The organism is Pseudomonas sp. UC 17F4, from assembly GCF_900101695.1.
Lineage (GTDB): Bacteria > Pseudomonadota > Gammaproteobacteria > Pseudomonadales > Pseudomonadaceae > Aquipseudomonas.
The window spans coordinates 2,091,792-2,104,723 of record NZ_FNKV01000001.1 but is presented as its reverse complement, the minus strand read 5'-3'; the positions used below and the strand labels follow the sequence as shown (position 1 = coordinate 2,104,723).

The 12,932-nt window shown below is 56.7% G+C and carries 7 protein-coding genes, 2 tRNA genes and 3 rRNA genes; 4 read left to right on the top strand and 8 right to left on the bottom strand.

Annotated elements, in window-relative coordinates:
- The first annotated feature begins 69 nt into the window (after window positions 1–69).
- A complete protein-coding gene (locus BLR26_RS09740) occupies window positions 70–1,317 on the top strand; it encodes a ribonucleotide-diphosphate reductase subunit beta (protein WP_045195614.1) in 1,248 nt (415 codons plus the stop codon).
- Window positions 1,318–1,379: 62 nt separating this feature from the next.
- Here the strand turns inward: BLR26_RS09740 and BLR26_RS09735 are convergent, their stop codons facing one another.
- The gene (locus BLR26_RS09735; RefSeq protein ID WP_176794225.1) at window positions 1,380–2,276 is read right to left on the bottom strand and encodes a LysR family transcriptional regulator; all 897 of its coding nucleotides are present in this window, start codon (window positions 2,274–2,276) and stop codon (window positions 1,380–1,382) included.
- Between the two features lie 99 nt (window positions 2,277–2,375).
- Here BLR26_RS09735 and BLR26_RS09730 point away from each other — a divergent pair, with 99 nt between their 5' ends.
- Window positions 2,376–3,038 (top strand): NADPH-dependent F420 reductase, encoded by a 663-nt coding sequence (locus BLR26_RS09730; protein WP_093380247.1) that lies wholly within the window; start codon window positions 2,376–2,378, stop codon window positions 3,036–3,038.
- 373 nt (window positions 3,039–3,411) lie between these two features.
- On the top strand, window positions 3,412–3,714 hold the full coding sequence (locus tag BLR26_RS09725; RefSeq protein WP_045195772.1) for a hypothetical protein: 303 nt from the start codon (window positions 3,412–3,414) through the stop codon (window positions 3,712–3,714).
- A 53-nt stretch (window positions 3,715–3,767) separates the two neighbouring features.
- Here BLR26_RS09725 and BLR26_RS09720 read toward each other — a convergent pair whose 3' ends face one another.
- The 6 genes from BLR26_RS09720 to BLR26_RS09695 form a co-directional block, all read right to left on the bottom strand.
- Window positions 3,768–4,760, bottom strand: a complete 993-nt coding sequence (locus BLR26_RS09720) for an asparaginase (RefSeq protein ID WP_093380244.1) — start codon at window positions 4,758–4,760, stop codon at window positions 3,768–3,770.
- 328 nt (window positions 4,761–5,088) lie between these two features.
- Window positions 5,089–5,204 (bottom strand): 5S ribosomal RNA (gene rrf, locus BLR26_RS09715).
- 134 nt (window positions 5,205–5,338) lie between these two features.
- A 23S ribosomal RNA gene (locus BLR26_RS09710) occupies window positions 5,339–8,229 on the bottom strand.
- Window positions 8,230–8,451: 222 nt separating this feature from the next.
- A tRNA-Ala gene (locus BLR26_RS09705) sits at window positions 8,452–8,527 on the bottom strand.
- 10 nt (window positions 8,528–8,537) lie between these two features.
- A tRNA-Ile gene (locus BLR26_RS09700) sits at window positions 8,538–8,614 on the bottom strand.
- Between the two features lie 85 nt (window positions 8,615–8,699).
- A 16S ribosomal RNA gene (locus BLR26_RS09695) occupies window positions 8,700–10,236 on the bottom strand.
- Together the 16S, 23S and 5S rRNA genes with 2 tRNA genes alongside form the textbook arrangement of a ribosomal RNA operon.
- 688 nt (window positions 10,237–10,924) lie before the next feature.
- On the opposite strand from BLR26_RS09695, the gene BLR26_RS09685 reads away from it, so the two are divergent.
- Entirely contained in the window at window positions 10,925–11,818 is an 894-nt protein-coding gene (locus tag BLR26_RS09685; RefSeq protein ID WP_093380241.1) for a formate/nitrite transporter family protein, read from the top strand.
- Here BLR26_RS09685 and BLR26_RS09680 read toward each other — a convergent pair.
- Window positions 11,815–12,915 carry an MBL fold metallo-hydrolase gene (locus BLR26_RS09680; RefSeq protein WP_093380238.1) on the bottom strand — a complete coding sequence of 367 codons (1,101 nt, stop codon included), beginning with the start codon at window positions 12,913–12,915 and terminating at the stop codon, window positions 11,815–11,817. The genes BLR26_RS09685 and BLR26_RS09680 overlap by 4 nt on opposite strands.
- Window positions 12,916–12,932: the final 17 nt, after the last annotated feature.

Genomic DNA, 12,932 nt, shown 5'->3' with positions numbered 1-12,932 from the left:
CCCAACCGCAAGCACCGCAACCAAGATCCACCGGCCATACTGATATGGCCCTCAAGCAGGAGACCCACCATGCTGAGCTGGGACGAATTCGATAAAGACGAAGGCGAAGAAGCCGCCAAAGGCACTACCGCCACTCAAGCTGCTGCCGCAGGCATCGACAAGCTCGATAACGCTGGCGGTGTTGCTGCCCTGGAAGCGCGCGCCGTGACTGCCGACGACTCCGAAGCGGTCAAACGCGCCAAGGCGGCCCTGGACAAACTCGACATCGCCGAAGGCCTGGCTGAGCTGGAAGGTTCTGCTGCCCGCGTCGCGGTTGACGAAAAGCGCATGATCAACTGCCGCGCCGACCTCAACCAGCTGGTACCGTTCAAATACGACTGGGCCTGGCAGAAGTACCTGGACGGCTGCGCCAACCACTGGATGCCGCAAGAGGTCAACATGACCGCGGACATCGCCCTGTGGAAAAACCCGGAAGGCCTGACCGACGACGAGCGTCGCATCGTCATGCGCAACCTGGGCTTCTTCTCCACCGCCGACTCCCTGGTTGCCAACAACCTGGCCCTGGCCGTGTACCGCCTGATCACCAACCCCGAGTGCCGCCAGTACATCCTGCGCCAGGCCTTCGAAGAGGCGATCCATACCCACGCCTACCAGTACTGCATCGAGTCGCTGGGCATGGATGAAGGCGAGATCTTCAACATGTACCACGAGATCCCGTCGGTCGCTAAAAAAGCCGCCTGGGGCCTGAGCTACACCCGCGCGATCTCCGACCCTGAGTTCAACACCGGCACCGTCGAGACCGACAAAGAGCTGCTGCGCAACCTGATCGCCTACTACTGCGTCCTGGAAGGCATCTTCTTCTACTGCGGCTTCACCCAGATCCTGTCCATGGGTCGTCGCAACAAGATGACTGGCGTTGCCGAACAGTTCCAGTACATCCTGCGTGACGAGTCCATGCACCTGAACTTCGGTATCGACGTGATCAACCAGATCAAGATCGAAAACCCGCACCTGTGGGATGCCGAAATGAAGGAAGAAGCCTCGCAGATGATTCTGCAGGGCACCCAGCTGGAAATCGAATACGCCCGCGACACCATGCCGCGCGGCGTGCTGGGCATGAACGCAGCGATGATGGAGGACTACCTCAAGTTCATCGCCAACCGTCGCCTGTCGCAGATCGGCCTGAAGGAAGAGTACCCAGGTACCACCAACCCGTTCCCATGGATGAGCGAGATCATGGACTTGAAGAAAGAGAAGAACTTCTTCGAGACTCGGGTTATCGAGTATCAGACTGGTGGGGCGTTGAGCTGGGATTGATTTCCACGTTCATGTTCGACAACAAAAGGCTGCCGCTAGGCGGCCTTTTTTATTTGTCCTGCTCAAGCCTCAGCGAAACGCCCAAGTACAGTCTCGACAAAGCACCGAAGCTTGGCCGTGCGCTGACGGCTTGCCGTATAGAGCAAATGCATCTGCCGGCTCGGCGGCTGGTAGTCAGTCAGCACCCGCACCAGCTCGCCACTTTGCAGCGCCGGGCGCAGAAAGTCTTCCGGCCCCAGCACAATGCCGAAGCCATCCAGCGCCGCTGCCATCAGCGCCCTGCTCTCGTTGACCTGCAAACGGCTGGCGACCTGCACCTTGTGCAGCATATCGCCCTGGACGAATTGCCATTCACGGTCGGCTGGGCGCGACCAGTAGGCGTAGCCCAGGCATTCGTGCTGTTCGAGATCGGCTGGCGTTCGTGGGATACCGTGGGCGGTCAGGTAGCGCGGTGAAGCGCAGGTCACCAGGCGGTAAGGTGCCAGGGGCCTGGCGGTGAGGCTGGAAGTGCCCAGGGGGCCGATGCGAAATGCCACTTCGAAGCCCTCCTCGACCAGGTCGACGAAACGGTCGGTCAGGTGCAGGTCAATTTCGACCTGCGGGTATTGGCGTAGAAAGTCGGTAACCATTGGCATCAGGCTGTAGGAGCCAAAGGTAACTGGCGCACTGACCTTCAGTTTGCCCCGCGGCGTGTCATTCATGACCTGCGCCAGGGAGTCGGCCGCCTGCGCCTCACTGAGGATATGCTTGCAGCGCTCGTAGTAGGCGCTGCCAAGCTCGGTCAGGCTTTGCCGTCGAGTTGTACGGTTGAGCAGGCGCGCGCCCAGGCGATGCTCCAGAGCGGCTACATGCTTGGCCACCATCTGCGGCGACATGCCCAAACGCTGCGCCGCACTGGCGTAGGACCCCTCTTCAGCGGCCATTACAAAGGCGCCCATGCTGGTCAGGCGATCCATCATTCAACACTCCTGGTAACGACACTCGATACAGCTTGGTAATTTATCTACTACTGGTTGCCAATCATCATAAACGCTCCTATCACGCAACGGAGCAAGGACATGCGCATTGGCATAATCGGGGCAGGTTTTATCGGGCGGGCAGTGGCGCAGCTGGCGCTGGCCGCCGGGCATAAGGTGATGCTCAGCAACTCACGGGGGCCGCAGACCATGAGCAGCGTGCGCAGCGGCATTCTCGGCTGCGAAGTGGGCAGTGCAGAAGAAGCTGCACGGTTTGCTGACGTGGTACTGCTGGCAATTCCCTTCGCGCACTACCACAGCGTGCCCGCGCAGTGGCTACAGGGCAAAATCGTCATGGACGCCAACAACTACTACCCGGACCGCGATGGTCTGTTTCCTGCGCTGGACCGTTTCGAAACCACTACCAGTCGCCTGCTTGCCGAGCATCTGCCGGGTTCGCGGGTAGTGAAGGTATTCAATGCAATTCTTGCCCAGGATTTGGAGAAAGACGCCCGTGGTAGCGGCGCAGCAGATCGGCGCGCCCTGCCTGTTGCCAGCGATGATGATGAAGCGAAATCGGTGGTTAGCAGGCTGCTCGACGACCTGGGTTACGACGCGGTCGATGCCGGGGGCCTGGATGAAAGCTGGCGGTTCGAACGGGCCAAACCGGCTTATTGCATACCTTTTGATGCCGAGGGCTTGAAGCGCGCCCTGGCGCAAGCCGAGCGGGAGGTTGAAGTGCCTGAAGGTGCCTGGCGACGTTGAACAACAGCACTCCAGTTGATCTGATCCGCATTTTGCCGCGCCATCTGAATCTGTTTCGGTAACAGCGCCAGAGCGAAAATAGTCCTGCGCCCCGCTCTACCGGGCGCATTTCGCGACTGCAGCCTGGCGCTGCACCGCAAAACCTTCATCTGGAGCGCTCCATGGGTAAGCTTGCAATCTTCGTCGTGGGTTTTCTGGCGCTGGCCATTGCGATTGGCGCACTCGGTACCATTTCTCCCCTGTAAACAACGCCGTTCTTCAACCTTCTGACTCAAGCCTCCAGCATCGCGTTGACGATGGCGCCGCATCCGCCGCCAACCTGTGCGAAAATAGGGGGCTTTTGTTCATATGTTTGGAGATGTACAGCTTGGTAATGCACTACTCAACCAGCGGCGACGCAGTCGCTTGCGGTCGCGCCGGTAATAACCTCACCAGCACCTCCACCCCTGACCAGGTTTCCTGCAAATCGTGTCAGCGGTCCCTGGTCAAGACGGAGTCGCCTGCGTCGGCCAAGAAATCCACCCCGTCCCTGGCAGAGCTGCGTAAACAACGCATGGCCAAGGCCAGCCCTGCCCCGAGCACGTTCTGCTTCAAGGCCAACTGGCGTGCACGCCTGAGCGCCCTGCCTGGCAGCAGCCGCCTGCCGCGCGGCGTAGCACCTCAGCGCTTCGTCTAAGCGCCCCTGCGAAGACACGTGGGGCCGACACGCGGCCCCACGTGACCTTCCCCTCATCGCGGCTGACGATACCCGGCCAGCCAGTGCTCCAGCTCGTCATCCATTCCGCAGCCGATCAGCACCCACAGCAGTACCCGGCATTTGCGCGGACACAAGAAACCCGCCATCAGTGTGCCTTTGCGTTGCAGGTCCATTTCGCCGCCGTCGAAGCCATAGGTGTGATTTGCCGTAGGCCCCGAACCGGTTCGCGAGGCAATAATCACCGGCATCCGGGTGGTGATGTAACCCAAGCACTTGGCCCAGGCTGCCGACACATGCCCGGCGCCGAACCCGGCGATCACCAGCCCTTCATACCCAAGCCCGGCGACTTGCTCGAGCAGCAGGGTATCGGCGGCAAAATAAGCCTCCAGCAGCACCACACGCTGATCCAGGCGCCAGGGTTCGGGTAACGGCTGACGCGGCCGGGCGGGTTTCAGGTAACAGACACGCCCCTCTATCAGGAGGCCTTCGCAGCCGAAGTGCGGTGAGCTGAAAGCCGCCATGGCCAGGCTCTCGGTTTTACGCACATGGGCCGCGGCATGGATCTGATCATTGACCACTACCAACGCACCACGACCGCGGCTCTGCGCATCCAGCGCCACCCGCACCGCTGCCAGCAGATTGGCAGGGCCGTCAGCGCCGGGCTCGCTGGCGGCACGCATGGCACCGGTGAGGATCAGGGGCGCATCGAAGGGCCAGAGCAGTTCGAGAAAGTACGCTACCTCCTCCAGGGTGTCAGTGCCCTGGCTCAGCACGACGGCGTGGGCGCCCTCTTCCACCTGGGATTTGGCCCAGTACAGGACATCGATCAGTTGAATGAACGACAACGAGGCACTGGGTAACAGCTGCAGGGTTTTCGCCGAGATGTGCGCAAGATCTGCAAGCCCGGGCGCGTCGGCGAGCATCTGCAAGCTGTCCAGGCCCGGCGTGACACCTTCGCCTGCCGCTGACTGGAGCATGCTCAGGGTACCGCCCAGGGTTCCTATGGCGAGCTTGGGCAGGGTCATACGCCAGCTCCTGTAACCAGATGGCAGGCGCGAGAGAGACTGATCGGGGCAGCATTTGCAGACATGGGCGTTGGCCTTCTTATCGTTATGGAGGGACGCCAGTTAAGCGGACACTCGGTTAGATAAGACAGTCAGGCGGGTCTGAAGCTGGGGCGGGAATGGTCTTGGGTTGGGGAAAGGGCAATCATGCTAGCGGGTGTTTCCAGCTAATCAGGCGTTGCCTGCATCGCCGGCAAGGCCGGCGCCCACAGGGATCGCAACTAGCAGTTGAATCGCCAGAAAGACAAAACCCCTACCTGCATGCGCAGATAGGGGTTTCGGAATTTAATCTTGACGATGACCTACTCTCACATGGGGAAACCCCACACTACCATCGGCGATGCATCGTTTCACTGCTGAGTTCGGGATGGGATCAGGTGGTTCCAATGCTCTATGGTCGTCAAGAAATTCTGTTGCCAGAAGGTCTTGTTAGACACTCCAGCGAATCGGGTATGTGATGTTTGTGAGTTACAAATCTTCGGCTGTGCAGTCTTCACAACACCGCAATCTGGCTTTCGCTCAAATTGCTTGGGTGTTATATGGTCAAGCCTCACGGGCAATTAGTATTGGTTAGCTCAACGCCTCACAGCGCTTACACACCCAACCTATCAACGTCGTAGTCTTCGACGGCCCTTCAGGGAGCTCAAGGCTCCAGTGAGATCTCATCTTGAGGCAAGTTTCCCGCTTAGATGCTTTCAGCGGTTATCTCTTCCGAACATAGCTACCCGGCAATGCCACTGGCGTGACAACCGGAACACCAGAGGTTCGTCCACTCCGGTCCTCTCGTACTAGGAGCAGCCCCTCTCAAATCTCAAACGTCCACGGCAGATAGGGACCGAACTGTCTCACGACGTTCTAAACCCAGCTCGCGTACCACTTTAAATGGCGAACAGCCATACCCTTGGGACCGGCTTCAGCCCCAGGATGTGATGAGCCGACATCGAGGTGCCAAACACCGCCGTCGATATGAACTCTTGGGCGGTATCAGCCTGTTATCCCCGGAGTACCTTTTATCCGTTGAGCGATGGCCCTTCCATACAGAACCACCGGATCACTAAGACCTACTTTCGTACCTGCTCGACGTGTCTGTCTCGCAGTCAAGCGCGCTTTTGCCTTTATACTCTACGACCGATTTCCGACCGGTCTGAGCGCACCTTCGTACTCCTCCGTTACTCTTTAGGAGGAGACCGCCCCAGTCAAACTACCCACCATACACTGTCCTCGATCCGGATAACGGACCTGAGTTAGAACCTCAAAGTTGCCAGGGTGGTATTTCAAGGATGGCTCCACGCGAACTGGCGTCCACGCTTCAAAGCCTCCCACCTATCCTACACAAGCAAATTCAAAGTCCAGTGCAAAGCTATAGTAAAGGTTCACGGGGTCTTTCCGTCTAGCCGCGGATACACTGCATCTTCACAGCGATTTCAATTTCACTGAGTCTCGGGTGGAGACAGCGCCGCCATCGTTACGCCATTCGTGCAGGTCGGAACTTACCCGACAAGGAATTTCGCTACCTTAGGACCGTTATAGTTACGGCCGCCGTTTACCGGGGCTTCGATCAAGAGCTTCGCGTTAGCTAACCCCATCAATTAACCTTCCGGCACCGGGCAGGCGTCACACCCTATACGTCCACTTTCGTGTTTGCAGAGTGCTGTGTTTTTAATAAACAGTCGCAGCGGCCTGGTATCTTCGACCGGCATGGGCTTACGGAGCAAGTCCTTCACCCTCACCGGCGCACCTTCTCCCGAAGTTACGGTGCCATTTTGCCTAGTTCCTTCACCCGAGTTCTCTCAAGCGCCTTGGTATTCTCTACCCAACCACCTGTGTCGGTTTGGGGTACGGTTCCTGGTTATCTGAAGCTTAGAAGCTTTTCTTGGAAGCATGGCATCAACCACTTCGTCGCCTAATGGCAACTCGTCATCAGCTCTCGGCCTTAAGATCCCGGATTTACCTAAGATCTCAGCCTACCACCTTAAACTTGGACAACCAACGCCAAGCTGGCCTAGCCTTCTCCGTCCCTCCATCGCAATAACCAGAAGTACAGGAATATTAACCTGTTTTCCATCGACTACGCTTTTCAGCCTCGCCTTAGGGACCGACTAACCCTGCGTCGATTAACGTTGCGCAGGAAACCTTGGTCTTTCGGCGTGGGAGTTTTTCACTCCCATTGTCGTTACTCATGTCAGCATTCGCACTTCTGATACCTCCAGCAAGCTTCTCAACTCACCTTCACAGGCTTACAGAACGCTCCTCTACCGCATCACCTAAGTGATACCCGTAGCTTCGGTGTATGGTTTGAGCCCCGTTACATCTTCCGCGCAGGCCGACTCGACTAGTGAGCTATTACGCTTTCTTTAAAGGGTGGCTGCTTCTAAGCCAACCTCCTAGCTGTCTAAGCCTTCCCACATCGTTTCCCACTTAACCATAACTTTGGGACCTTAGCTGACGGTCTGGGTTGTTTCCCTTTTCACGACGGACGTTAGCACCCGCCGTGTGTCTCCCATGCTCGGCACTTGTAGGTATTCGGAGTTTGCATCGGTTTGGTAAGTCGGGATGACCCCCTAGCCGAAACAGTGCTCTACCCCCTACAGTGATACATGAGGCGCTACCTAAATAGCTTTCGAGGAGAACCAGCTATCTCCGAGCTTGATTAGCCTTTCACTCCGATCCACAGGTCATCCGCTAACTTTTCAACGGTAGTCGGTTCGGTCCTCCAGTCAGTGTTACCTAACCTTCAACCTGCCCATGGATAGATCGCCCGGTTTCGGGTCTATACCCAGCGACTAAACGCCCTATTAAGACTCGCTTTCGCTACGCCTCCCCTATTCGGTTAAGCTCGCCACTGAATATAAGTCGCTGACCCATTATACAAAAGGTACGCAGTCACCTAACAAAGTAGGCTCCCACTGCTTGTACGCATACGGTTTCAGGATCTATTTCACTCCCCTCTCCGGGGTTCTTTTCGCCTTTCCCTCACGGTACTGGTTCACTATCGGTCAGTCAGTAGTATTTAGCCTTGGAGGATGGTCCCCCCATATTCAGACAAAGTTTCTCGTGCTCCGTCCTACTCGATTTCATGACTAAGAGATTTTCGCGTACAGGGCTATCACCCACTATGGCCGCACTTTCCAGAGCGTTCCGCTAATCTCAAAGCCACTTAAGGGCTAGTCCCCGTTCGCTCGCCACTACTAAGGGAATCTCGGTTGATTTCTTTTCCTCAGGGTACTTAGATGTTTCAGTTCCCCTGGTTCGCCTCTTGCACCTATGTATTCAGTACAAGATACTCAGCTTATGCTGAGTGGGTTCCCCCATTCAGAGATCTCCGGATCAAAGTCTGTTTGCCGACTCCCCGAAGCTTATCGCAGGCTACCACGTCTTTCATCGCCTCTGACTGCCAAGGCATCCACCGTATGCGCTTCTTCACTTGACCATATAACCCCAAGCAATCTGGTTATACTGTGAAGACAACATTCGCCGAAAACTTGTAATTACTCACAAATTTTACCTTAGCCTGAACACACACCAGTGAAAGTGCTGTCCAGTCTATCTTTCTATCACATACCCAAATTTTTAAAGAACGATTCTGAAAAAGTTCAGAAATCAATATTCGAGGCGAATATTCATTTCTAAGCTTTGACACGGTAGCAAGGGGTGGTGGAGCCAAGCGGGATCGAACCGCTGACCTCCTGCGTGCAAGGCAGGCGCTCTCCCAGCTGAGCTATGGCCCCAACAAGAAACTGGTGGGTCTGGGCAGATTCGAACTGCCGACCTCACCCTTATCAGGGGTGCGCTCTAACCAACTGAGCTACAGACCCAGTTAAGAGCTGTTACCGATATCGTCTTCTTCAATGAATCAAGCAATTCGTGTGGGAGCTCATAAGACAGCTGATGTCTGTCGATTAAGGAGGTGATCCAGCCGCAGGTTCCCCTACGGCTACCTTGTTACGACTTCACCCCAGTCATGAATCACACCGTGGTAACCGTCCTCCCGAAGGTTAGACTAGCTACTTCTGGTGCAACCCACTCCCATGGTGTGACGGGCGGTGTGTACAAGGCCCGGGAACGTATTCACCGCGACATTCTGATTCGCGATTACTAGCGATTCCGACTTCACGCAGTCGAGTTGCAGACTGCGATCCGGACTACGATCGGTTTTGTGAGATTAGCTCCACCTCGCGGCTTGGCAACCCTCTGTACCGACCATTGTAGCACGTGTGTAGCCCAGGCCGTAAGGGCCATGATGACTTGACGTCATCCCCACCTTCCTCCGGTTTGTCACCGGCAGTCTCCTTAGAGTGCCCACCATAACGTGCTGGTAACTAAGGACAAGGGTTGCGCTCGTTACGGGACTTAACCCAACATCTCACGACACGAGCTGACGACAGCCATGCAGCACCTGTGTCAGAGTTCCCGAAGGCACCAATCCATCTCTGGAAAGTTCTCTGCATGTCAAGGCCTGGTAAGGTTCTTCGCGTTGCTTCGAATTAAACCACATGCTCCACCGCTTGTGCGGGCCCCCGTCAATTCATTTGAGTTTTAACCTTGCGGCCGTACTCCCCAGGCGGTCAACTTAATGCGTTAGCTGCGCCACTAAAATCTCAAGGATTCCAACGGCTAGTTGACATCGTTTACGGCGTGGACTACCAGGGTATCTAATCCTGTTTGCTCCCCACGCTTTCGCACCTCAGTGTCAGTATGAGCCCAGGTGGTCGCCTTCGCCACTGGTGTTCCTTCCTATATCTACGCATTTCACCGCTACACAGGAAATTCCACCACCCTCTGCCCTACTCTAGCTTGCCAGTTTTGGATGCAGTTCCCAGGTTGAGCCCGGGGATTTCACATCCAACTTAACAAACCACCTACGCGCGCTTTACGCCCAGTAATTCCGATTAACGCTTGCACCCTCTGTATTACCGCGGCTGCTGGCACAGAGTTAGCCGGTGCTTATTCTGTCGGTAACGTCAAAATACTCACGTATTAGGTAAGTACCCTTCCTCCCAACTTAAAGTGCTTTACAATCCGAAGACCTTCTTCACACACGCGGCATGGCTGGATCAGGCTTTCGCCCATTGTCCAATATTCCCCACTGCTGCCTCCCGTAGGAGTCTGGACCGTGTCTCAGTTCCAGTGTGACTGATCATCCTCTCAGACCAGTTACGGATCGTCGCCTTGGTGAGCCATTACCTCACCAACTAGCTAATCCGACCTAGGCTCATCTGATAGCGCAAGGCCCGAAGGTCCCCTGCTTTCTCCCGTAGGACGTATGCGGTATTAGCGTTCCTTTCGAAACGTTGTCCCCCACTACCAGGCAGATTCCTAGGTATTACTCACCCGTCCGCCGCTGAATCGAAGAGCAAGCTCTTCTCATCCGCTCGACTTGCATGTGTTAGGCCTGCCGCCAGCGTTCAATCTGAGCCATGATCAAACTCTTCAGTTCAATACTGCTTGGGTTTTGAGAAAACCCTAAACCTGGCTCAGCAATCTCAAATGACTTACTTTCAAATCTTTCGATTTTCGTGTAGCCACTTGTGATGCTGATAATCTTTTTGACTATCAGTCTGAACTCACAAGCACCCACACGAATTGCTTGATTCAGTTGTTAAAGAGCGGTTGGTTAAGAGCTTTTCGTCTCAACCGAGGCGCGCATTCTACGCTTTCCTCAGAGCCTGTCAAGCGTTTATTTTGAAGTTTTTCAGTTGCTTTCGATTAAAAAGCCTTTCAACTTCAACCACTTGACTCGCTGCGATCTCTCGTCAGCGGGAGGCGAATTCTACAGCGTTTCAAACCGCTGTCAACTGCCTTTTTCACCGCTGCCGATCTTTCGATCGAAGCACCTCCGGATGACCCTGTAACCGCTAACTCTTTGAAACTCAAGGAGTTTTCAGTTCCGACTGCGCCGGAAGTGGGGCGAATTATAGACACATCCGCGGGGGCGTCAAGGACTTATTTCAACTTTGTTTCAGCGGGGGCGTTTTGGCTATAAGCCACAAGCTTCAAGCTGCAAGTAAAAGCGGCAGCACCGCGCTCAACTTGAAGCTTGAAGCTTGCAGCTACCATCCTTTAAAGCAACTATTCAAAGCCGCGTTGATCTGTAGATAAGGCACCCTACAAGATGAGCCACCGCCATGAGTGAAGCGCAAAGCGGCAAGACCCCGGGCCTGTCTGCAGACGAAGAGCAGGAAGTCAGCCACAACCAGCCGCCCCGCGCGGCGGTGCTACACGAGATCATTCGTTATCAGGGTGACCAGGAACTGGAGCGCACCATTGCCGCACTGTTCTGGTCGGCGCTGGCTGCCGGCCTGACCATGGGCCTGTCGCTGATGGCCATGGGGCTGTTCTATTCGCGCCTGCCGCAAGGCGACAGCAGCCAAGTGATTGCCAGCCTCGGCTACTCGGCCGGGTTTCTCGCGGTGATCCTCGCCCGCCAGCAACTGTTTACCGAAAACACCCTGACGGCGGTATTGCCGGTAATGACCGAACCGACCGTGCGCAACTTCGGCCGCTTGCTGCGTTTATGGTCGGTGGTGCTGGTCGGTAACCTGGCCGGCACCATCCTGGTGTCTTACGTGATGCTCAACCTGCCGATCTTCGACAGCAAGACCGACGTCGCCTTTCTCGACGTTGGCCGCAAGGTGATGGAGAACGACCTGAACCAGATGTTCGCCAAGGGCATCATCTCGGGCTGGATGATCGCCACCATGGTGTGGATGATCCCGTCGATGGAGACTGCCAAGGTATGGATCATCCTGATGATCACCTACCTGATGGCCCTGGGTGATTTCACCCATATTGTTGTAGGTTCGGTGGAAGTTTCCTACCTGGTCTGGGCCGGAGAGGTAAGCTGGGCGGCCTTCTGGCTGGACTTCGCAGCACCGACGCTGATCGGCAACATCATAGGCGGCAGCTTTATATTCGCCCTGATCAGCCACGCCCAAGTGCGCAGCGATAGCGGCAAGCCACCCTCCGCCCTGCCCCGCCGTGAGCAGCACAAACAACCGTCGGCAGACAAGGAGCCCTAGGGCTCGCGCGCCGCCAGCGCCCGCTCACCGCCCTTGCGTAATTCCCGTTGTGGCTTGGGCTGCCACCAGGCCGGCCCGCTGTGTGGCTGCTCGATACTGACCCGCTCGCCGATCTGCGGCGTGCTCAAAGGTACCTGCGCCGCGTTGGCCAGGGCCAGGATACGGTCGAAGGGTTCATGCCAGCTGTGGGTGGAGAGGTCGAAGGTGCTGTTATGAATCGGCAACAGCCAGCGCCCGCGCAGGTCGAGGTGCGCCTGCAGGCTTTGCTCGGGCTGCATGTGTACATCAGGCCAATTGACGTTGTAGGCGCCGGTTTCGATCAGGGTCAGGTCGAAGGGACCGTACTGCCTGCCGATCTCCTTGAAGCCGGCGAAATAGCCGGTATCGCCACTGAAGAACACTTTCAGCTGGTCATCGATCATCACCCAGGAGGCCCACAGGGTGCTGTTGCTGTCGAACAGGCCGCGGCCAGAAAAATGCTGCGCCGGGGTGGCGACAAATCGCACACCTTCGACGCTGGTTTCCTGCCACCAATCCAGCTGCCTGACCTTGGCCGCCGGTACGCCCCAGCCGATCAGAATATCGCCCACCCCCAAAGGCGCAATAAAGTGCTCGGCGCTAACGGCCAGTTGGCGTATGGCCTGCTCGTCGAGGTGGTCAAAGTGGTCATGGGAGAGGATCACCGCGGTCAACGGCGGCAGCTCCTCGAGTTTCAGCGGTGGCGGGTGAAAGCGCAGGGGCCCGGCCCATTGCACCGGCGAGGCGCGCTCGGCGAACACCGGGTCGGTAATGAAGAAGCGCTCGCGCAGTTTCAGCAATACCGTGGAATGCCCCAGGCGCCAGACGCTGTGGTCCGGGGCCTCGAGCAACTGCTGGCGGCTCAGTGGCTGCACGGCGATGCTGACACTGGGGCGGGTATCGGCGGGCTTTTTCAGGAACAGGTACTTGAGGCCGATACGCAGTTTTTTCATCACCCCGTCCTGGGGCAACTGCGCCTGGTTGCGATAACGCCCATCCTGGCGTTGCGCCGGTTCACCGGCCTGGGGAGTCAGCGGGGCCATGAGCAGAAACACTCCAAGGATGAAGGTAAGTTTCATGGTACCCCACAGTGATT